We start from the raw sequence: 21,425 nt of genomic DNA on the forward strand, positions 1-21,425 counted from the left end.
ATGCACCAGGACATCCCAAGCCGCCTGCTGCCGACCGACAGCTACCGCCAGGCCGAAGCACCGGCCCTGGAGACCGTCCGCCTGCTGGTGGTCGGCGACGTCATGCTCGACCGCTACTGGTTCGGCGACGTCGCGCGCATCTCGCCGGAAGCCCCGGTCCCGGTGGTGCGCATCGAGCGCCGCGAAGCCCGCCTGGGCGGCGCCGCCAACGTGGCGCGCAACGCCGCCGCGCTGGGCGCCCACTGCGGCCTGCTGGGCGTGGTCGGCAACGACGAGGCCGGCGACGAGGTCGAGCAGATCCTGCGCGAATCCAGCATCGACAGCTACCTGAAGCGGGACGAGCAGATCTCCACCATCGTCAAGCTGCGCGTGATCGGCCGCCAGCAGCAGATGGTGCGCATCGACTTCGAGGAAGCGCCCAGCGAGACCACGCTGCGCGACAAGCTGACCCAGTTCAAGGCCGTGCTGCCGGACTACGACGTCATCATCTTCTCCGACTACAACAAGGGCAGCCTGGTCAACGTGGCGGAGATGATCCGCATGGCGCGCGACGCCGGCAAGACCGTCATGGTCGACCCGAAAGGCGACGACTTCACGCCTTACCGCGGCGCCACCATCCTGACCCCGAACAAGTCGGAACTCAAGCGCATCGTCGGCGCCTGGAAGACCGAGGAGCAGCTCACCGAAAAGGCCCAGAACCTGCGCGAAGAGCTGGGCCTGACGGCGCTGCTGCTGACCCGTTCGGAAGAGGGCATGAGCCTGTACACGGCCGACGAGGTGCTGCACGTGCACGCGGACGCGCGCGAGGTGTTCGACGTTTCCGGCGCGGGCGATACCGTGATCGCGACCATGGCCGCGATGCTGGGCGCGGGCGCACCGCTGGCCGAAGCGCTGGCCACCGCCAACCGGGCCGGCGGCATCGTTGTCGGCAAGCTGGGCACCGCCACCGTCACCCGCGACGAGCTGTTCGCGCAGCGCCGCCGCACCGACGACTCTCATTCTTGAGCTTGATCTTTTGTAAGCGCCCGGCGTCAACGCCGGGCGTGCTGGTCCGTTAATACATACGGGCGGCGCCTGCCGCCTCATAAGTCAACCAACGGAGATTACAAAATGATCAAGAAACTGTTTCTCGCAATCGCTGCGCTGGCGGCGTCGATGAGCATGGCCTTCGCCCAGGTCGACGTCAACAAGGCCGATGCCGCGGCGCTGGATTCGGTGAAGGGCGTCGGTCCCGCCATGTCGAAGACCATCCTCGACGAACGCAAGAAAGGCGAGTTCAAGGACTGGGCCGACTTCCAGAAGCGCGTGAAGGGCGTGGGCGAGAAGCGCGCCGCCAAGCTGTCCGAAGCCGGCCTGCAGGTGAACGGCAAATCGATGGAAGGTGCGCCGATGGCTGCCGCTTCCGGCGCCGCCAAGGCCAAGACCGACGAGAAGGCCGCCAAGCCGGCCAAGGCCTCGAAGACGGCTGCGAAGCCTGAGGCAGGCGCTAAAGCCGCCAGCTGACAGCTAGGGTGGGCTCTCCGGGCCCACGCGAAGGCAGGCTCGGCTGAACGTCTGCGTGGGCACGTGGTGCCCACCCTACATTGCTTCGAATCATGGCTTCTGCGGCCTCCTCAATACGCCACTCTTGATCTCGGATTAGAATGGCATTTTTGAGATCGCAAGAAAGCAGAAGCAAACCCATGGCATACAAGACCATCCAGGACACGATCGGCAACACTCCGCTGGTACAGCTGGTCCGCATTCCGGGCGCGGACGCCGCGGCCCGCAACAACGTCATCCTCGGCAAGCTCGAAGGCAACAACCCGGCCGGTTCGGTGAAGGACCGCGCTGCCATGTCGATGCTGCGCGGGGCCGAGGAGCGCGGCCAGATCAAGCCGGGCGATACCCTGATCGAAGCGACCAGCGGCAACACCGGCATTGCGCTGGCGATGGCGGCCGCCATTCGCGGCTACAAGATGCTCCTGATCATGCCGGACAATCTGTCGATCGAACGCCGCCAGAGCATGGCCGCCTACGGCGCCCAGATCATCCTGACCCCGAAGACCGGCGGCATGGAATATGCGCGCGATCTCGCCGAGTCGATGCAGAAGGACGGCAAGGGCATCATCCTGGACCAGTTCGCCAACGAGGACAATCCGCGCGCCCACTACGAGACCACCGGTCCCGAGATCTGGCGCGATACCGAAGGCCGCGTCACCCACTTCGTCAGCGCCATGGGCACCACCGGCACCATCATGGGCGTGTCGCACTACCTGAAGGAAAAGAACGAAGCGATCCGCATCGTCGGCGCCCAGCCGGAAGAGGGCTCGTCGATCCCGGGCATCCGCAAATGGCCGGAAGCCTATATGCCGAAAATCTTCGACAAGGCGCGCGTCGACCAGGTCGAAAGCGTGAGCCAGGCTGCGGCGGAACAGATGGCGCGCCGACTGGCGGCCGAAGAGGGAATTTTCTGCGGTATTTCCGCGGCCGGGGCCTGCGAAATCGCGTTGCGCATTTCGCAGACCGTGGAGAATGCGACGATTGTGTTCGTCGTCTGCGACCGCGGCGATCGTTATCTGTCGACGGGCGTGTTCCCCGCCTGAATGTCACGCTTCAAAGCGTGTTTCTCCTGCTCCCGGCGCGAAGGCTTGGCGCTGGGTGTCTCCCCTCACGAGGAAGAATCGGTACTGCTGCTGTCGGTGTAGCTGATGCTCACGGTGCGGCGGCAGGTTCTGCCGCCGTCCGACCTTGCGCCCACGGTTATTCCGCGCCGGCGCCGGCGTTGTTGTCCTTGTCTTTCGGCTTGAACTGCTTGTCGCTGATGCGGAATTTCGCACGGCGGTCGCCCATCAGGTAGCGCAGGTCGCGGATCGACAGGTCGCTGACTTCGTGCATGCGGATCAGCAGCGAAGCGCCGACCGGCAGGCGGTGGTGGCGGATCTTCGAAATGACCGGCGGCGCCACTTCCAGAGCGCGCGACAGGGCGGCGTCGTTCTTCAGGCGCAGGTTCTCGATCAGGGTGTCGAGCAGGCGGTTCGGGTTGTACTGCAGCAGTTCGTCATTCTCCGAATCGCTGTTCATATCAATGCCGACTTGGTTCGTCATGATGTCACTATTCCTATTTTTGGGTTGAAGGAGCTCGCTGGCGACTTTGTTTCCCAACAAGGTTTCGAAAATTTCTACTAAATTATACAACTAATTTCCAATTTAGTACTTAAGAGCAATAAGTATCAGTCGTGCTTGCTCAGTTCGTTGTCCTGTCGCAACAATAGCCCCAATGCAATTCTCTCACAAACTCACTGAAAAATTAATTGCTTTTTATTTAAACTTAAGTGTAAAGCAATTCTCGATGCGCTGCCGCACGTTTCCAAAAAGAATAATAAAAGACCAAGAATGGTGGGGGTATCGAGATGAAATGCCTGTTTCCTCGAAGAACTAACATGAGGAAATGAAGATACCCTGGGGGAGTATCCGCTTATCAGTACTGCATTAACTCAGCAGTAATATTTCCGCAGCGTTACAAAGAGATACAAAGTTTCTACCCTGGCAAGGCTCAGGATTCCCGTGCGAGGCGCACCGCGCGTCCCAGCTCGACCACTGACATGGCATAGAAATAACTTCGATTGTATTTAGTAATAGCAAAGAAGTTAGTGTTTGCCACCCAGTACTCGGTCGGGTCGGCGCCGTTCTGCAGGTCGATCAAGCCGTAAAGACGCTGTTCCGGCAGGGGCGTGCGGGTGACGACACCGGCATTCTGCAGCTCGGCCGGTTGCCAGCGCGCCTCGAGGCCGCCCAGCAGCGCTTGCCAGGCCAGGCTGGGCGCGACGTCGGCCGGGAACACCGAGGGGCCGGTGGCATTGCGGTCCCAGCCGTGCGCGACCAGGAAGTTGGCCACGCTGGCGATCGCGTCGGCAGCCGAGTTGCGCAGGTCGACGATGCCGTCGCCGTCGAAGTCGACGCCGTATTTCAGGACATTGCCGGGCATGAACTGGGTCATGCCGACCGCGCCGGCAAAGGAGCCCTGCAGCGAGAACGGATCGATGTTTTCCTTGCGCGCCAGCAGCAGGGTATGTTCCAGCTCGCCGCGGAAGAAGGCCATGCGGTCGAGGCGGTTCGGCGCTTCCGGATAGGCGAAGGCAAGGGTGGTCAGCACGTCCATCACGCGGAAGCGCCCGGTGTCGCGGCCATAGATGGTCTCGACGCCGATGATGCCGACCAGGATTTCGGCCGGCACGCCGTACAGCGCCTCGGCGCGCGCCAGTTCGGCCGCGTTCTCGTTCCAGAAGCGGACCCCGGCATTGATGCGGATCGGTTCGATGAAGCGTGCGCTGTAGGCCTGCCAGTTCTTCGGCTTGCCCGGCGGCGCCGGCTTCACCAGCTGGACGGCGGAATCGATGAAGCGGGTTTTGACCACCATCTCGTCCAGTGCGGCGCGGTCGAAGCCGTTCCGGCTCACCATCTCGTCTTCGAAATCGCGCACCGCCTGCCATTCGCCGAAATTGACCTGTTCGCCGTCGTAGTCGATGCGCGGGCGCGCAGGCGCCGCCGCGGCCAGCACAGGCTTGGTCCTGGCTTTTTTGGCAAGTCTGGACGTCTTGGCGGATTTGGCGCTGGCGTGGTGGGTCGAGCTGGCGGCAATGGCGTGGGAGGCTTGCCCAGCGCCGAGGGCGAAGGCAAGCAGCAGCGGTACAAAGGATTTCATCGAACTCGGGACAGCAACTCTTTCAGGATGGTCGGCAGGCCGGCCGCGTAGGACTGCGGCTGCGCCGGCGGTGCATAGCGCCAGGCACTGTAGCGGCGCAGGAATTCGGCCGCGGCGGCCTTCGGTTCGGGGGCAAGGGCGGCGCCGGTGACACGCGCGGCGTAGGCCGTCGGTCCTTCGTCCGGTGCACGCGGCAAGCCCAGTTGGCCGAGGCGCTGGCACAAGGCCGAGTATAGCCTATCGACCGGGTCGACCCGCCGTTGCCGCGACAATTTTCCTGCCAGCAGCAACACCGCGCAGGCCAGCGCGAACAGGCCCGCGCTGCGCCAGCTGAACACATGGTCCTGCAGGGTTTCCATCAATGCATGCTGGCGCTGCGGGGTGTAGTTCAGCACCCACTGGTTCCAGCCGTTGTTGGCGGCGCCGATCGCATAGCGGACCCTGGCCAGCAGCGAACCCGGATCCGGCTGCATCAGGCGGCCCAGGCCTTCGAGGCCGAAGGGCGCCGGGGCCGGCAGCGCGCGCGCCAGGCTGCGCTGCACGCGGTCGGGCGCCACCGCGGCGGTCGGATCGACCCGCACCCAGCCCAGCCGCGCCAGCCAGACTTCGCTCCACGCGTGGGCGTCGGACTGGCGCACCGTGAAGTAGCCGTCGATCGGATTCAGTTCGCCGCCCTGGTAGCCGGTCACCACGCGCGCCGGGATCCCGGCCGCCCGCATCAGGAACACGAAGGCGCCGGCATAGTGCTCGCAGAAGCCGGCGCGGGTGGTGTACAGGAATTCGTCGACCGCGTCCTCCCCCAGCAGCGGCGGCTCCAGCGTGTAGGCGTAGCCGCCGGTGGAGAACTGGCGCAGTACCGCCCGCACGCGCTGCAGCGGGTCCGGATAGTCGCGGCGCAGTTGCTGGCCGGCCGCCAGCGCCTTCGGATTGCGGCCGTAGGGCAGCAGCAGCCACTGGTAGGCGTCCTCCAGGCTGTCGCCGGCCTGCAGCCGGAAGTCGACGTAGGAAGCGAGCTCGTAGCGGATCCGCTCGCGCACCGGACTGGAGGCCTGCAGTTCGAGCTCGTGGCTGATGCCGGCCGCGCCGCCCGACAATTGCGGCAGGGCGCGCGGCATCTCGAGCGCGAACAGCCAGCGCGTGTTGGACGGCTCCATCGTGATCTGGTAGCGCAGCGGCTCGCCCTGCACCGACAGCGAGACCGGCTGCACGGCCCGGTGGCCCCGGTAAGGGTGCGGGCCCAGGCGGGTCCAGGTGCGGCCGTCGTAGGCGCCCAGCACCGGGCCGCGCCAGTACAGCTGCGGCTGGGCCGGCGGCGCACCGATGAACTTCACGCGGAAGGCCGGATCGTCGGATTGCGCCAGGTTCGAGAACTGGCCCGGCGCCATGCTGTCGGACAGGCCGGTGCGGGCGCCGTGGGCATCGTCGGGCATGCCCCACAGTGGCCCGTCCACGCGCGGGAACAGCACGAAGCCCAGGGCCGCCAGCGGCGCCGCCAGCGCCAGGATCTTCGCGCCCATCAGCAGGCGCGTGCGTAGCGGCGGCACGGCGCCGGTCAGCTGGAAGGACAGCTGGGTGGTCAGCAGGGCCACGATCGAGACCAGCATCAGGAGCGCGGTGCCGATGCCCTGCGAGTAGAAGAAATTCGTCAGCACCAGGAAGAAGCACAGGAACACCACCACGAACAGGTCGCGCCGCGCGTGCATCTCCAGCATCTTGAAGGCCACCAGCAGCACCAGCATGGCGACCCCGGCGTCGCGCCCGAGCACCGTGTGGTAGGTCTGCAGCACGCCCGCCATCGCGGCCACCGCCAGCGGCACCAGCACCAGGTTGGCCGGCATGCGCCGTCCCAGCAGGGTCAGGGCGGCGCGCCAGACCAGGGTCGCGCTGCACAGCAGCGTCACCCACAGCGGCAGGTGGGCGGTATGCGGCAGCAGCACCAGCACGGTACTGGCGAGCAGCAGCAGGGTGTCCTGCTTGTCGCGCGACAGCGGCATGCTGGAGCGCGGCCCGGATGTCGCGGCGGCGCTCATCGACGCTCGTCCGCGCTGCCGTACAGCGCCAGGGCTTCGAGGCAGGCCGCCTGGTGGGCCGGGCCGAGCGCGGCGTCGATCCTGCGCGCACCGACACGCAGCGCATAGGGCAGGGCGCGCAGCTCCGCTTCCAGTACCCAGCGCGCCAGGCGCGACAGCTTCAGCTCGAGGTCGAGCCGCGGCGGCAGCGCGTCCAGGTCGAGCACCAGCTCGTCGAGCGCGCCGCCTTCGAACTGCTTGGTCACCAGCTGGCCGCCGAGCGAGGGATCGAGGCGCGCGATGTGGCGCCAGGCCAGCTGGCGCAGCGGGTCGCCGGGCTGGTAGCTGCGCACGCCGGCGAAATCGTCGTTGCCGGCGCTGCCGAAGCCGTCCGGGCTCGGATAGCCGCTGACCGGCAGCGGCGGCGCGTCCTGTTCGGGGAAGGGATAGACCAGCGCGCGGCTGTCCGGCTGCCAGTAGCTCCAGGCATTGAACAGGCCGAGCGGAAAGCGGGTCGCCAGGCGCACGCGCGGCGCCTTCATCCAGCCGCGCCTGGTGCTGGCGCCCGACAGGACCACGGTGGCGTTCGCGCCCGCCGCCACGTCGACCGCATGGCGCGGGTCCTTCGCCGTATCGACGTCGACCCAGACCGCGAACCGGTCGAGCCGGGTGCGGTTGGCCAGCAGCAGTTCGAACGGCGCTTCCTCGCCCGCGAACACGGCGCCGGCGCGGCCCGGGCGCAGGTGCAGGTGGGCCAGGTTGCGGTAGGTGGCCAGCATGTCGACCACGCCGCAGGCGGCGGCCACGAAGGTCAGGCCGAAGCCCAGGCCCAGGCTGTAGTTGACCGAGCCGACCAGCAGCGCCAGCAGCAGGGCCGCGAAGCCGAGGCCGGCGCGGGTCGGCAGGATGTAGACGCGGCGCTGGTTCAGTTCCACTTCGCCGCGGTCGCGCGCGGTGGTGCGCTCGCGCCAGGTGCTGCGCCGGCCGCGCAGCCAGCCGAACACGCGGACGCCGAGCGGGAGCCTGGTCACGGCTGCGGTCGTCATCGCCAGACGCGCCGACTCATACCGGCACCGACTTCTGCAGCTGCAGCACCAGGTCGCGGCTGGCGCCGCCGCCGCCGATCGCCGACTTCAGCGGCCGCAGGCGGTGCGCGCAGACCGGCACCAGCAGGGTCTGGATGTCTTCCGGGATCACGTGGTCGCGGCCCTCCAGCGCGGCCCAGGCGCGCGCCGCCTGCAGCAGCGCCAGGGTGGCGCGCGGCGACAGCCCTTCGGCGAACAGCTTGCCGGAGCGCGATTCCTGGGCGAGCGCCTGCAGGTAGTCGATCAGCGCGCCCGAAGCGTGGATCGCGCGCAGCGAGCGCTGCGCATCCAGCAGTTCTTCCGGGCGCATCACCGGCTGCAGGGTCTTCAGCATGGCGCGCCGGTCCTCGCCCATCAGCAGCGCGCGCTCGGCGCTGGCGTCGGGATAGCCGAGCGACAGGCACATCAGGAAGCGGTCGAGCTGGGATTCGGGCAGCGGGAAGGTGCCGATCTGGTGCGCCGGGTTCTGGGTCGCGATCACGAAGAAGGGTTCGGGAAGCAGCCGCGTGACGCCGTCGGCCGTGACCTGGCGCTCCTCCATCGCTTCCAGCAGCCCGGACTGGGTCTTGGGCGTGGCGCGGTTGATCTCGTCGGCCAGCAGCACCTGGGTGAAGATGGGGCCGGGATGGAACACGAAGCCGTTCTTCTCGCGCTCGTACACCGAGATGCCGGCGACATCGGCCGGCAGCAGGTCGCTGGTGAACTGCACGCGGTTGAACTGCAGGCCCAGGGTCAGGGCCAGCGCATGCGCCAGCGTGGTCTTGCCGACCCCGGGCACGTCGTCGATCAGCAGGTGGCCGCCGGCCAGCAGGCAGGTGAGGGCGAGCCGGACCTGCTGGTCCTTGCCCACCACGATCTGGCCGACCTGGCGTGCGGCGGAGTGTAATTGTTTGAACATGGATGGCTTCTTCTCGTCGGCCCAAGGCGCATGGTAGATTAGCGCCATCGGCAATCTATTCGGCATTTCGATTCTATGCGAGAACGCCGATCCATGTGATACGGATGAGCGCAGCATAATGAGCACAGCAATCTACAGCCACCCTGACTGTTCCATGCACGAGATGGGAGACTGGCATCCCGAGACGCCGGCGCGCCTGCAGGCGATCGAGGACCAGCTGATCCTGGCGCGCCTGGACGGCCTGGTCGAGCGCCGCGACGGCGCACCGGCCGGCGAGGCGGCGATCCTGCGCAACCACAGCCAGGGTGCCATCGACCTGGTGCGCGGCAACCTGCCCGGCGCCGGCGAGCACTACCCGCTCGACGGCGACACCCTGCTGTGCCAGCACAGCTACCGCGCCGCCTTGCGCGCCGCCGGCCTGGCGCTCGCCGCCACCGACGACGTGATCGCGGGGGCCGTCGACAATGCCTTCTGCGCGATCCGCCCGCCGGGCCACCATGCGCTCCCCGGCGAGCCGATGGGCTTCTGCCTGTTCAACAACGTCGCCATCGCCGCCCGCCACGCGCTCGAGGTGCACGGCCTGGAGCGGGTCGCCATCGTCGACTTCGACGTCCACCACGGCAACGGCACCGACGAATCCTTCCGCGGCGACCCGCGCGTGCTGATGGCCAGCTTCTTCCAGCATCCCTTTTATCCGTACACCGAACCGACCCCGGTCACGGCCACCAGCGTCAACATTCCGGTGCCGGCCTACAGCGGCGGCGACGTGGTGCGCAAGCTGGTGCTGGAGCAGTGGCTGCCGGCCCTGCATGCGCACCGCCCGCAGATGATCTTCATCTCGGCCGGCTTCGACGCCCACAAGGAAGACGACCTGGGCGGCATGGCCCTGGTCGAAGCCGATTACGCCTGGATTACCCACCGGCTGGTCGAGGTCGCGCGCCAGCATGCCAAGGGGCGCATCGTCAGCTGCCTGGAAGGCGGCTACAACCTGTCGGCCCTGGGCCGCAGCGTCGCCGTGCACGTGAAGGCGCTCGCTGAGCTGGATTAAGTCCGGCGCAGGAACCCTGCATAACGCGGCCATATCTAACCTCCACGACAAACAGGACTGGAGGGGATATGAGACTGCTGCGCACCGTCGTTGCGCTGTGCCTGCTCGCGTTCACCGGACTGGCATCGGCCGCCAACTACACCCTGTGGATCAACGGCCGCAACGGCGGCGGCACGATTGGCAACTACGACAGTTTCACCTACTGGGGCCCGGCCTCGGCGCCGGCGGGCGTCAACAAGAAGGCCGTCAACTGGGACGGCCGCAGCAGCATCGCCAGCCAGAGCTACCTGGTCCGCAACGCCCTCGACTGCTTCTGCACCGGCAACAACTGGTGCTATATCGCGACCCACAGCGCCGGCGACCTGCTGCTCGGCTACACCCTGGCCAACTACGGCGGCTCGGCGCGCATGAAGAAGAATGCCGTGCCGAGCCCGGTCGGCATGTGCGGCGACCTGGCCGGCAGCGCGGGCGGGGCCCAGACCGGCTGGAACATCAAGTGGGTGCGCGCCGCCGCCAGCTCCAGCGGCGGTTCGGAACTGGCCGACATCGGCGCCTGGACCACCTCGGAGGCGCTGGTGCAGGACGTGCGGGTGGCGACCGCGCGCGCCATGTACAACCACAACGACACCCGCAACATCTGGTTCTACATGTATGCCGGCGCCAACGGCACGCTGTATTCCTTCATCCTGCCGGGCCAGGACGACGAGGTCGAGGCCTATCACAGCGCGGGCGGCGTCGCCGGCAATTCGGGTCGGACCCTGTGCAACCCGGGCGACTGGTTCTGCAACGACCTGACCCTGGGCGCCGGACCGAACCATGGCGGCAGCACCAAATGGGCCTTCCATGCGGTCGCCTTCCGCGACGACGGCGAGAACTACCGCCACTACACGAATGGGAACTGGAGCGGCATCGTATCGGTGGTCCGAAATGCGATGGTGGACAGTGCGCGCTAAAAAACCACCGCAACAGCGGCGCCAGCCCGGCAAGCCCAGGTCCGCGCCGCGGCCCTGGTTGCGCCTTCCTGTGATCCGGCTGGCGCTGCCGGCTTTTACGCTCGCCGGGCTGGCCGCCCTGGTCTGGAGCCTGGTGGAGCACGGCGGCCCGGCGCCCGTCGCCAGCGCGGCCCCGGCCCCGGCGCCGCCGGGCCAGCCCTTCTTCCACCCGGTGAACGAGCAGGGCCTGCCGGCGGTCGACGAGCGCAAGGAGCGCCGCCGCCAGCTGGTCAGCAACTACCAGCTGGCCGACCATACCTACTGCAGTTACCGCGACGGCAGCCAGTACCCGACCGGATCGCGGCCGATGTCGGAAAACGCCGACCAGAACACCCCGAACGCCCCGGTCACCGAGATGAACCCGATGCGCCTGCAGGGCGGTGGCGCCGACCGCAGCGTGCAGCTGCAGACCTCGCAGTCGCGCGTCTACATGGCCGCCAGCGAGGCGGTGGCCTTCTCGCTGCGCGCGGTCGATGCCGCCGGCCAGGTGCGGCCGCTGGTGATCACGCGCGCCGTCGCGCAGGGCATCACCTACAAGGGCACGCGCCAGACGCCGCAGGTGAGCATTGCCTTCGCCGACGACGGCGGTGGCGCCGATCCGGTGCCGAACGACGGCGCCTTCGCCGGCGTGCTGGCGCCCGCCCAGACCGGCCTGGCCGGCTTCAAGGGCACCATCCGCACCCAGGTCAGCTACAACGTGAACGGCAAGAACGGCGTGGTTGCCTTCGACGTGATCTACACGCCCGAGCTGCCGGCAGTCTGGACCGGCCAGATCCGCGAAGCGGTCGAGAACGGCTCGCTGGACTTCTACCTGAAAGCCGAGGTGCGCATGCCGGGGCGCTACATCGTCAGCGGCCGGGTCGACGATACGCGCGGCAGGCCCTTCGCCCTGCTGACGTTCAACGACGTGCTCGGTCCCGGTCCCAACGAGCTCAGGCTGACCATGTTCGGCAAGCTGATGCGCGACCAGGACGCGGCCCTGCCGCTGACCCTGCGCGACGTCGACGGCTACCTGCTGAAGGAAAACACGGATCCCGACCGCGCCCTGATGCCTCGCCTGGAAGGCAAGGTATTCACGAGCAAGAAGCACCCGCTGGAGGGCTTTTCGGACGCCGAATGGCAGAGCGAGGAAAGGACGCGCTACCTCACCGAATTCGCCAGGGATCTGAAACTGGCGAGCGGCGAGCTGCAGGCTTTCGACCCCGGCCAGCCGCTGCCGCCGAGCGAGTGCGGGCAAAAGCCGCTTGCGCGTTAGAATGTGCGAATGGCAGATTCGATGTATAGCTACGACAAGCAGGCCCTGTTGGCCGCCCTGGCGGCATTCCCGCAGGCGGAGCGGCTGGCCTGCGCCACGGCGGCCGCGACCCGCCTGATGCCCGCATCCGAGCGCTTCGCCAGCCTCCTGGCCCCGCAGACCCAGGGCCGGGCGCGCGAGATCGTCGCCGAACTGTGGCAATGCATCCTGGCGAACGATCCGGACCAGCAGCCTTGGCCGGCGGTGCTGGACGAAGTCATGGGCATGATCCCCAGGGAAGACGTGGAGGGCGGCCTGCTGACCCTCATGGCCGAGGACGCGCTGGCTTCGCTGGCCTACGCGATCCGCTGCCTGCTGGTGGACGATGCCGGCCAGGCCGAAGCGGCGGTGGGGCGCGAATACGACGCGACCGACCAGGCCGCCATCCAGCTCACCGGGGTGGTGCCGAATACCCCGAAAAAGGAAGCCCGGCTGCTGGCCCACCCGCTGATCCAGCGCGCACTCGGGCGCCAGCGCCAGGACCTGATCCTGCTGCGGCGCGGCGACATTGCGGAGCTGCTGCGCCAGGCTGTGGCGAACCCGACCTTTACCGAACAGGAGCTGACGGCCTTCTCCAGCGTAAAATAGCGGCTTGTACGCACAATATTGAGAGTAAGCATGTCGATTCAATGGTTCCCGGGCCACATGGCCGCAGCCCGCAAGCAGGCCGCGGAGCAGATGGAAAACACCGATGTGGTCATCGAGGTCCTGGACGCGCGCCTGCCGCAGGCGAGCAGCAACCCGATGGTCGAGGAGCTGCGCAAGTTCCGCAACAAACCCTGCCTGAAGGTCCTGAACAAGACCGACCTGGCCGACCCCGTCGCGACCGCCGCCTGGGCCGCCTGGTATGACGCCCAGGACGGCGTGACGGCCTATCCGATGACGACCAAGAAACCGTCCGACGTGGCCCGCATCCCGGAACTGTGCAAGACCCTGGCCCCGCACCGCGGGGTGCCGACCAAGCCGCTGCGCATCATGATCATGGGTATCCCGAACGTCGGCAAGTCGACCCTGATGAATGCGCTGCTGAAGAAGCGCGTGGCGAAAGTCGGCGACGAGCCGGCCGTCACCAAGGCCCAGCAGAAGATCTACCTGGACAAGTTCACGGTGCTGGTCGACACCCCCGGCATGCTGTGGCCGAAGATCGCGATGGAAAGCGACGGCCTGATGCTGGCCGCCAGCCACGCGGTCGGCACCAACGCCGTGATCGAGGAAGAAGTGGCCGAGTTCCTGGGGACGCTGCTGCTGGAGCGCTACCCGCAGCTCCTCACGGCCCGCTACGGTTTCAAGACCGAGGGCATGGACGGCTTCGGCGTGATCGAGGGCGTGGCCGCGCGCCGTGGCTTCCGCGTGCGCGGCGGCGACTACGACTACGAAAAAGCCTCCCACGTGTTCCTGCAGGACTACCGCCAGGGCGCGCTGGGCCGCATCAGCCTGGAGACCCCGGCCACGCGCGCCGAGGCGCTGGAAAAGCACCGCATCGACATGGAAGAAAAGGCGCGCATCGCCGCCGAGAAGGCGGCGAAAAAAGCCGAAGAGGCCGCGCGCGGCAAGCGCGGTACCTGAAGGGACCTCGAGCAAGCTACTGCGTGTTGCATTTCCGGTCTGCGATGCTCGCTGTACCGTAAGTACAGCTGCGCTTCCCGACCGGAACTGCCGCCGCTCGCTACGCTTGCTCGAGGCCCCGTTACTTGGGCGGATTGCCCTTAGGCGGCTTGTCCGAACCGGAAGCTCGATACCGTCAAGGCGCCGAAGAAGCTCTCCTCGTGGTACACGCAGGCCGCCGGTTCCTGCTCGGCCGCCCCCAGCGCCACCCACAGCGGCACCAGGTGGTCCTCGCGCGGATGCGCGTGGCGCGCGAAGGGCGCTTCGCTCCAGTGCAGCAGCGCCTGTTCGCGGTCGGGCGGCGACAGTTCCAGCAGCACGTGCTGCAGCCAGGTGTCGAAGGCGTGCGAAGCGAGCGCGCCGCCGGGGCCGAACTGGCGCAGGTTGTGGAAGGACAGGCCGCTGCCGACGATCAGCACGCCTTCGTCGCGCAGCGGCGCCAGTGCGCGGCCGGCGGCCAGGTGCACGGCCGGGTCATAGCCCTGGCGGATCGACAATTGCACCACCGGCATGTCGGCTTCCGGATAGACCGGGTAGAGCATCGAGAAGGTGCCGTGGTCGAGACCGCGCTCGGGGTCCAGGCCGGCCGGCCGGCCGGCGGCGTTCAGCAGTTGCGCCACGCGGGCGGCCAGTTCCGGCTCGCCCGGGGCCGGATAGTTGATCTGGTAGGTGTGCGGCGGGAAGCCGCCGTAGTCGTAGATCATGCCGGGCGCCGCGCCGCTCGAGACCATGAACTGCCCGGTCTCCCAATGGCTGGTCACCACCAGCACGGCCTTCGGCCTTGCCCCCACCTGGCGTTTGATGTCGACCAGCGAGGCTTCCAGCCTGTCGTAGGTGGCGCCGTACTGGTCCTTCATCCATGGCCACGGGCCGCCGCCGTGCGAGACGAAATAGGTGGGCAGGCGGGTGGACATGGCGGCTCCTTGGCGGGACAGTGAAAAAGCCATGGTAACCCAGTCGTCGTTCCCGCGCAGGCGGAAACGACGGTGCCGGCGTTCGCTTACTGCGGCCTTGCCCTCACCAGCGCCATCATCGCAAACAGCCGCGCGCTGCGCATCCAGCCCAGCACCAGTACCGCCGCCTGGGTCAGCAGGAAGGCGGCCGCGGTGCCGCCTGCGCCCAGCGCCGGGACGTGCAGGCGCGCCAGCGCCAGCAGGGCCGCCAGCAGCAGGCCGATCCCGGTCACCGCCACGTACACGCCCAGCAGCGAGAACGGACGGCGCAGCATCAGGCGCACGCCGCCCCACCAGGCCACGATGGCCGAGCGGCGCCGGCGTTCGTTGGCGAGCAGGGCGCGGCCGGCGTCGATGGTGGCGTGTACCAGCGCGAACACCACCGCCGAGACGATCAACGCCAGGTGCGAGGCGCGGTCGGCATCGCTTTCCAGGATCGCGGCATCGACCGTCTTGCCGGCCAGCTTGAAGGCGACGCCGGCCACGACACCCACGACCACCAGCGGCACCGCGCTCCACACCAGCATGCGGAACATGCGCGCATATTCCTGGGCGCCGCCGGCCAGCAGGTCGATGAAGCCGGGGCGGCGGGTGGCGCGCGCGGCGTGGATGCTCATCCCGGCCAGCAGCGGCGACAGCAGCAGCGTCAGCGCCAGCGCGACCATGCCGCCGGCGCCGATGGCGGGCGAGAAGCGCTCGCGGACGCTGCCCGCCAGGTCGGCGATGGCGAGCATGTCGAGCTTGTCCGCCAGCTGGGCCGCGTGGGCCGAGTGGTCGAGGTTCACGCTCAGCATCTGCCATACCGGCAGGCTGGCGACGAGGGTCGGCAGCAGCAGCAGCACGGCCCACCACAGCATCAGGCGCCACTGCAGCGCGGCGCGCATGGCGCCCAGCAGGGGGCGCAGGCCGTGGCGGCGGCGCGCGCTGGTGTTCTGCGGCGCCAGGGAAGGAGGGGCGAGGGTCTGGTCGGTGCTCATCATACGGTCGCGATCAGGGTGAGGAGGTATTCGATGAAGGCCGCGGCGTCCATGGTCCAGCGGCGCGAGGCGCTGGCGTCCGGCTCGATGGTGCGGCTGTCGTCCAGCTTGCTGACGTCGAGGTAGTGCAGGCGCTGCGGGTCGAGCTCGGCCGAGACGGCGCGCGCCGGCCTGGTCCAGCTGAACTTGCGCCAGCTTTCACTGGCGTCCCAGCGCACCGTTTCCGTGCTGCCGTCGGCGAATTTCACGACCAGGGTCTGCGGCACCGCGGCGCCGTAGCGGCGCAGCAGGACTTCGGTGCGGAAGGGGTAGGGGCCCGTGCCTTCCTTCGCCTTCGGATGCGCCTTCTTCCAGGCCTCGCGCTCCTTCTCGACGCGCTTGTCGAGGTCGGCCTGCTTGTCCTCGACCCAGTTGCTGCCGACCTGGCGCGTGCCCGGCAGCGGCAGCTGTTCGCGGCTGGTGAAGTCGGCGACGCGGTCGTCGACCTTGGTGGCCGCATACACCTGCTGGGCGAACACGGCTTCGACCGCGGCGCGCTGGCCGCTGACCTCGGCCAGGGTCTCGCGCAGGTCGGCGGTGCTCGGATGGCGGAACTTCCAGCGCCGGTAGTATTCCTTGAAGGCGCGCTCGATCGGCTCCTTGCCGATGCGCGCTTCGAGGTCGCGCATCAGGATCGCGGTGCGGCTGTAGACCGGGCCGATGCCCTGCAGGCGGTCGTAGGCGTTCTGGCCCGGCGCGTCGGCGGCGTCGCCGCGCGGTGTGCCGCTGCGCTCGGCGGCGAAGGGCTGGAAGCCCGGCGCGAAGCCGAGCCGGCGGGTAAGCGGCGTGCCGGCGAACACCTGCTGGCCGCGGTCGCGCAGCATGCGCAGGTCCCAGTATTCGTTCAGGCCCTCGTCCAGCATCGGCTCTTCGAACTCGTTATTCGCCAGCAGGCCGTAGAAGTAGCCGTGCCCGAATTCGTGGATGGTGACGAAGTCCAGCAGGTACTGGTTCGCGGTGCCCGGCTCGACCTGCGCATAGCCTTCGGCGGTGAAGAAGGTCGGGTATTCCATGCCGCCGGCTTCTTCCGCGTTGTGCGGCGGGATCACGACCGTCAGCGTTTTATACGGGTAGGGGCCGAGCGTGTTCGAAAAATAGGTCAGCGAATCCTTGGCCGCCTTCATCGCCGGCGCGGCGCTGGCCGCATACTCGGGCGGATACAGCACGGTGACGGTGACGGTCGGGCTGCCCGGGCCGGTCCACGTCTCGACCATCGGCTTGGCGGAGCGCTTGTCGGCGGTCCAGGCGAAGTCGTGGACGTCGCCCTGCACGTAGCGGTGGGTCAGCATGCCGTCCTTCTCGGCGGGCGGGCCCTGCGGCTCGCCGGTGGCGCCGACCGTGTACGCTTTCGGCGCCGTGATGCGCACGTCGTAGCTGCCGAAGTCGGCGTAGAACTCGGAGTTCAGGTGCATCTCGTGCGCGTTCCAGCGAGGCGCGGCGGCGCCGCGTTCGCCCGGCAGTTCCAGCACGCCGATCTTCGGGAACCACTGGCCGACCAGGTGGAAGCTGCCGAAGTAGCCGGTGCGCGCCATCACCCGCGGCAGCTGGGTGTGGAAGTCGATGTCGAAGGTGGTCGAGGCGCCCGGCGCGACCGCGGCCGGCAGGTCGAAGCGCACCACCGTGTGGTCGGTGGCCGGGCCGTTGTCGGGATGGACGAAGCTCCAGGGCACGGTGGCGTCGCCCTGGGTGACGCTGCGCAGGGCGATATGGCCCCATTCGCCTTGCTTGATGTCGACGCCGGAACGGAATGCGCTGTCGCGCAGCCGCTTCTCGGTGAAGAAGGTGCTGCCCGTGCCCTCGAAGGCGTTCATGTAGAGGTGCAGGTAGACGCTCCTGACCGGCACGCTGCTGCGGTTGCGCCAGGTGAGTTTTTCGCGGCCCGTCACCGTGTGCTTGACCGGGTCGAGGGTGGCGTCGATGTCGTAGTGGACCACGCGGTCCGACAGGGTCGCTTCCGACCCGGTGCGGGCCCCGCCCCAGGCGCCGGGGCTGCTCGGCACGCTGACCGCCGCCGCGTCGGCAGCCGCCAGCGCAATGCCGTCGAGGGAAGGCGCCGGCTTGCCGGCTGCGGTCGCGCCGGCTGGCGCCGGAGCCGGTTCGGCGAGCAGGTCGGCGGTGAGCGCCGCTCCCGCCGCCAGCAGGGCGGCGAGGGCGCCCGTTCGCAATACGGTGGAACCCAATCTCATGCAAACACCCCCCGGAAGTCAGAGTTGAATTTTGTTAAGTTGTATTTGTGGTCACACTATATTCGAAAACACTGTCATAAAGTTCACATATCGCCACAAAATCGGCAAGGAATGTTGCTTGATGGGTTTATAATTTGCCGGTTCTGGTGCCCGCACGCGCTTCTTCGCGTGCAGTTAAACGGGAAACACGGAGCGCAGGTGCCTACGGCGCCGCGCCAACGTGTGCTGCCCCCGCAACGGTAAACAAGCGCCGCCTTCATGGCGGCTGGCCACCCCGATAACCACTTCGCGCTCGCGCCCAGGAAGGTGGGGAAGGTCGGTCTTGTTAGCCCGGATACCGGCCAGGACAGGGGGAAGACGGCTTCGTGCCGCGCTTCCGTAACGAGAGCCGGCATGCGGGGACGCGCGCCGGCCTAACGATCGAACAATGAATAATCGATGAATTCCAAAGAGACGACCGCGCTCGCGCTGTCCTGCGCCATTGCCTTATCCATTCCTTTTGCCGCCCACGCCGACGAGGCGCCAAGCACCGTCGTCATCACCGGCTCGCGCTTCCCCAGCGTCGAGTCGCTGGAGCCGATCGGCGCCACCGTCATCACCCGCGACGAGATCCGCCAGGCCGGCGTCAACGACGTCAACCAGGCGATCCGCAAGATCGGCGGCGTGTTCGGCCGCCAGAGCCTGGATGCCTCGCCCGACTTCGCGCTCGACCTGCGCGGTTTCGGCACGAATGGCGCGCAGAACATGGTGGTCATGGTCGACGGCGTGCGCCTGAACGAAAACGAACTGTCCGGCCCGCTGCTGTCGACCATCCCGATCGACACGGTCGAGCGCATCGAGATCATCCGCGGCGGCAGCAGCGTGCTGTACGGCGAGGGCGCGACCGGCGGCGTGATCCAGATCGTCACCCGCAAGGAAGCGCTGCGCAGCCAGGCGGCGACCCTCTCGGCTCGCCCACACGGCTCGGTGTTCGGCGAGGCCGGCCAGTTCCGCGAGCGCGACCTGCGGGCTTCGCTCTCCCACGTGGCCGGCGCCCTCAGCTTCGATGCCGCCGTGGCGCGCCAGGACAATGGCAACTACCGCGACAACAGCGACTTCACGCAGAACAGCGTGACGGCCGGCCTGCAGCTGGCCTACACGGGCGGCCGCGCCGGCGTGCGCGTGGAAAGCGCGCGCCAGGATTCGCGCCTGCCGGGTTCGCTGACCCTGGCCCAGTTCCGCGCCGATCCGACCCAGACCCAGACCCCGAACGATTTCGGCTCGCTCGACACCGACCGCGTGAACGCCTTCGCCGAATACCGCCTGGGCGCGGTCGACCTGGCCGCCGAGCTGTCGCACCGCGAGCGCGACGCCGAGTCGAACTATTATTTCGGTTCCAGCGCTTCGGTGACGAAGTACAAGGGCCGCCAGAACCAGTTCTCGCCGCGCGCGCGCTGGCTGAGCGACGCCGGCGCGGGCATGCTCAACGAGCTGGTCGCCGGTATCGACGTGATCGACTGGAAGCGCAAGACCACCGCCGATTACTCGCTGGCCGACGCCAGCCAGAAATCCAGGGCCATCTACGTGCGCGACGAGCTGCGCTTCGACCCGGCCCACGACGGCCGCGTGGCGCTGGGTGCGCGCCGCGAGCTCTTCGACAAGGACTATGTCGACGCCATCATGGGCGGTACGCCGGACAATGGTTCGCAGGGCCAGAACGCCTGGGAGGCGCAGGGCAGCTACCGCGTGCTGCCGCAGCTGACCCTGACCGGGCGCGCGGGGCAGAGCTACCGCGTGGCGAACGTCGACGAGAACAGCTTCCGCACCAGCCTGAGCCTGCTGAAGGTGCAGACCTCGCACGACCTCGAACTCGGCGCCAGCTGGGGCAGTGAAGGGCGCAAGCTGACGGCGCGCGTGTTCCGCCACAAGCTGGACAACGAGATCTTCTACGACCCGACGGCTTTTGCCAACACCAACCTCGACCCGACCCGCCGGCAGGGCTTCGAAATCGATGCCGAGGCCATGCTGGCCCCAGGCTGGCGCGTCACCGCCCATCTGCAGCACGTGAACGCGAGCTTTACGGACGGCCCGAACGCCGGCCGCGAGATGGTGCTGGTGCCGAAGAACGTGCTGACGGCGCGCCTGGCCTGGCTGCCGGGCAATGGCCAGAGCGCCGACTTGGGCGCGCAGTGGGTCGACCGCCAGCGCAATGGCAGCGACTTCGACAACAGCTGCGCCGCGCGCATGCCGTCCTATGCGAGCTTCGACGCGCGCTACGCCGTGAAGCTGGGCGCGTGGGAAGTCGCCGTGAACGGCCTGAACCTGGCCGACCGCCACTACTACAGCTACGCCTACGGCTGCCAGTCGGGCATCTACCCGAGCGACGGCCGCCAGCTGAAGCTGTCGGCACGCTACGATTTCTGATCCCGGTGCTGTAACAAGCGGTAAGCATTGCAAAAAATAAGCCGGGCCTAAGGCTCGCGGCTGAAAAAGTGGTAATCTCGCGGTCGTTTGCACAACCAATTCGAGAAGGATTCTTATGCGTTCCCTGCGTTTTGCCCTGCTTGCCGCCAGCCTCGTCGTCAGCACCGCCTTTGCTTCGCCGGCCGATCCGAAGAACGGCGTCGACTACGTGACGCTCGCTCAGCCGCAGCCTGTGCAGGCTACCGGCAAGAAGGTCGAGGTGATCGAGTTCTTCATGTACCACTGCCCGCACTGCAACGCGCTGGAACCGCAGTTTGAACAGTGGGTCAAAAAGCAGGGCGACAACATCGTCCTGAAGCGCATCCACCTGACCTTCAGCGGCCCCAACGATCCGGAAGCCCATCTGTACCTGACGCTGGAAGCGCTGGGCAAGGTCGATGAGATGCATGCGAAAGTGTTCAAGGCTATTCACGTGGACCGTATCCGCATGAAGGACGACGCCACCGTCATCGACTGGGTCTCGAAGAACGGCATCGACCGCACCACCTTCGTCAACGCCTGGAATTCCTTCGGCGTGATGACCAAGCTGCGCCGCCTGCCGCAAATCATCGACGCCTACAAGGTCGACGGTGCGCCGACCATCGTCATCGACGGCAAGTACCAGACCTCGCCGGCGACGGTTTACAATTCGGTCAAGACGAATAACGAACCCCAGCTGTTCCAGGCAACCCTGCAGGTGATGGACGCGCTGGTCGCAAAGGCTGCCAAAACGAAATGAGTGATGCCGAAGGCAAGATCCTGAAGATCTATGACAAGTCCAAGCCGGAAGACGAGGACTTGCACGACACCAGCTTTTACCTCCACTGGGCCTGGGCCATCGTGGCGGTGCTGGTCGGCATGGTCTTCTGGCTCTGTATCGCGCTGGTCAATGCTGAAAACCAGCGCAATGCCCTGATGACGAACAAGTGCGCGGACCCGCTGTTCAAGGGCGAGGTCGACCGGCGTTGCCTGCTGACCGTCCACTCGCGCGACCACTGGTGGGAACACCTGTGGTACGGCGTATCGCACATCAAGCCGGAGGCACCGCCAGCCCCGGCCGCCGTGCGCCGCCACTGAAAATCATACACTCTGGTATCGACTCGTATCCCGCCACCCCGGCGGGATTTTTTTTGCGCCTAAGTTTCCTATAAGGCAATCTTTTCCTCAAAGAATGTTAAGCTTGGGATTATCGTTCGACATCCACGAGGAATTG

Annotated in this window: 19 protein-coding genes and 1 riboswitch; of the genes, 11 read left to right on the top strand and 8 right to left on the bottom strand. The window is 67.2% G+C overall.

Annotated features, from left to right (window positions below):
- From rfaE1 to cysM, 3 genes are all read left to right on the top strand, one after another.
- Positions 1-1,005, top strand: coding sequence for a D-glycero-beta-D-manno-heptose-7-phosphate kinase (rfaE1, locus tag AM586_RS22610; RefSeq protein WP_052233370.1), 1,005 nt, complete (start codon positions 1-3; stop codon positions 1,003-1,005).
- Positions 1,006-1,110: 105 nt separating this feature from the next.
- On the top strand, positions 1,111-1,503 hold the full coding sequence (locus AM586_RS22615; protein ID WP_047823355.1) for a helix-hairpin-helix domain-containing protein: 393 nt from the start codon (positions 1,111-1,113) through the stop codon (positions 1,501-1,503).
- Between the two features lie 179 nt (positions 1,504-1,682).
- Positions 1,683-2,585 (top strand): cysteine synthase CysM, encoded by a 903-nt coding sequence (gene cysM, locus AM586_RS22620; protein ID WP_047823353.1) that lies wholly within the window; start codon positions 1,683-1,685, stop codon positions 2,583-2,585.
- 157 nt (positions 2,586-2,742) lie between these two features.
- Here the strand turns inward: cysM and AM586_RS22625 are convergent, their stop codons facing one another.
- From AM586_RS22625 to AM586_RS22645, 5 genes are all read right to left on the bottom strand, one after another.
- The gene (locus AM586_RS22625) at positions 2,743-3,087 is read right to left on the bottom strand and encodes a hypothetical protein (protein WP_082439473.1); all 345 of its coding nucleotides are present in this window, start codon (positions 3,085-3,087) and stop codon (positions 2,743-2,745) included.
- A 448-nt stretch (positions 3,088-3,535) separates the two neighbouring features.
- The gene (gene mltB, locus AM586_RS22630) at positions 3,536-4,684 is read right to left on the bottom strand and encodes a lytic murein transglycosylase B (RefSeq protein WP_047823351.1); all 1,149 of its coding nucleotides are present in this window, start codon (positions 4,682-4,684) and stop codon (positions 3,536-3,538) included.
- Positions 4,681-6,714: a DUF3488 and transglutaminase-like domain-containing protein gene (locus AM586_RS22635; protein WP_047823349.1), complete on the bottom strand. Its 2,034-nt coding sequence runs from the start codon at positions 6,712-6,714 to the stop codon at positions 4,681-4,683. Before AM586_RS22635 ends, mltB begins: the two co-directional genes overlap by 4 nt.
- Positions 6,711-7,739 (bottom strand): DUF58 domain-containing protein, encoded by a 1,029-nt coding sequence (locus tag AM586_RS22640; protein WP_052233369.1) that lies wholly within the window; start codon positions 7,737-7,739, stop codon positions 6,711-6,713. Before AM586_RS22640 ends, AM586_RS22635 begins: the two co-directional genes overlap by 4 nt.
- A 16-nt stretch (positions 7,740-7,755) precedes the next feature.
- Positions 7,756-8,676, bottom strand: a complete 921-nt coding sequence (locus AM586_RS22645) for a MoxR family ATPase (protein WP_047823428.1) — start codon at positions 8,674-8,676, stop codon at positions 7,756-7,758.
- Positions 8,677-8,794: 118 nt separating this feature from the next.
- Here AM586_RS22645 and AM586_RS22650 point away from each other — a divergent pair, with 118 nt between their 5' ends.
- From AM586_RS22650 to ylqF, 5 genes are all read left to right on the top strand, one after another.
- Positions 8,795-9,724, top strand: coding sequence for a histone deacetylase family protein (locus tag AM586_RS22650; RefSeq protein WP_047823348.1), 930 nt, complete (start codon positions 8,795-8,797; stop codon positions 9,722-9,724).
- Positions 9,725-9,792: 68 nt separating this feature from the next.
- Positions 9,793-10,677: a hypothetical protein gene (locus AM586_RS22655; protein ID WP_109370512.1), complete on the top strand. Its 885-nt coding sequence runs from the start codon at positions 9,793-9,795 to the stop codon at positions 10,675-10,677.
- On the top strand, positions 10,652-11,971 hold the full coding sequence (locus AM586_RS22660; RefSeq protein WP_047823346.1) for a hypothetical protein: 1,320 nt from the start codon (positions 10,652-10,654) through the stop codon (positions 11,969-11,971). The genes AM586_RS22655 and AM586_RS22660 overlap by 26 nt, the downstream gene beginning before the upstream one ends.
- Positions 11,972-11,980: 9 nt before the next feature.
- Positions 11,981-12,598 (top strand): hypothetical protein, encoded by a 618-nt coding sequence (locus AM586_RS22665; protein WP_156328114.1) that lies wholly within the window; start codon positions 11,981-11,983, stop codon positions 12,596-12,598.
- 30 nt (positions 12,599-12,628) lie between these two features.
- A complete protein-coding gene (ylqF, locus tag AM586_RS22670) occupies positions 12,629-13,576 on the top strand; it encodes a ribosome biogenesis GTPase YlqF (RefSeq protein ID WP_082439477.1) in 948 nt (315 codons plus the stop codon).
- Between the two features lie 140 nt (positions 13,577-13,716).
- Here ylqF and AM586_RS22675 read toward each other — a convergent pair whose 3' ends face one another.
- From AM586_RS22675 to AM586_RS22685, 3 genes are all read right to left on the bottom strand, one after another.
- A complete protein-coding gene (locus AM586_RS22675) occupies positions 13,717-14,529 on the bottom strand; it encodes a class III extradiol ring-cleavage dioxygenase (protein ID WP_047823341.1) in 813 nt (270 codons plus the stop codon).
- 86 nt (positions 14,530-14,615) lie between these two features.
- Positions 14,616-15,548, bottom strand: a complete 933-nt coding sequence (locus AM586_RS22680) for a hypothetical protein (protein WP_156328113.1) — start codon at positions 15,546-15,548, stop codon at positions 14,616-14,618.
- Positions 15,545-17,770 carry a M1 family metallopeptidase gene (locus AM586_RS22685; RefSeq protein ID WP_082439478.1) on the bottom strand — a complete coding sequence of 742 codons (2,226 nt, stop codon included), beginning with the start codon at positions 17,768-17,770 and terminating at the stop codon, positions 15,545-15,547. Before AM586_RS22685 ends, AM586_RS22680 begins: the two co-directional genes overlap by 4 nt.
- A 127-nt stretch (positions 17,771-17,897) precedes the next feature.
- Positions 17,898-18,131, top strand: a riboswitch (cobalamin riboswitch).
- 77 nt (positions 18,132-18,208) lie between these two features.
- On the opposite strand from AM586_RS22685, the gene AM586_RS22690 reads away from it, so the two are divergent.
- The 3 genes from AM586_RS22690 to AM586_RS22700 all read left to right on the top strand — a co-directional run bounded on the left by AM586_RS22690 (position 18,209) and on the right by AM586_RS22700 (position 21,289).
- On the top strand, positions 18,209-20,173 hold the full coding sequence (locus AM586_RS22690; protein ID WP_047823340.1) for a TonB-dependent receptor: 1,965 nt from the start codon (positions 18,209-18,211) through the stop codon (positions 20,171-20,173).
- 115 nt (positions 20,174-20,288) lie between these two features.
- Positions 20,289-20,951, top strand: coding sequence for a thiol:disulfide interchange protein DsbA/DsbL (locus AM586_RS22695; RefSeq protein WP_047823338.1), 663 nt, complete (start codon positions 20,289-20,291; stop codon positions 20,949-20,951).
- The gene (locus AM586_RS22700) at positions 20,948-21,289 is read left to right on the top strand and encodes a hypothetical protein (protein WP_047823336.1); all 342 of its coding nucleotides are present in this window, start codon (positions 20,948-20,950) and stop codon (positions 21,287-21,289) included. Before AM586_RS22695 ends, AM586_RS22700 begins: the two co-directional genes overlap by 4 nt.
- The last annotated feature ends 136 nt before the right edge of the window (positions 21,290-21,425 follow it).

The organism is Massilia sp. WG5 (assembly GCF_001412595.2).
Classification (GTDB): domain Bacteria; phylum Pseudomonadota; class Gammaproteobacteria; order Burkholderiales; family Burkholderiaceae_D; genus Telluria.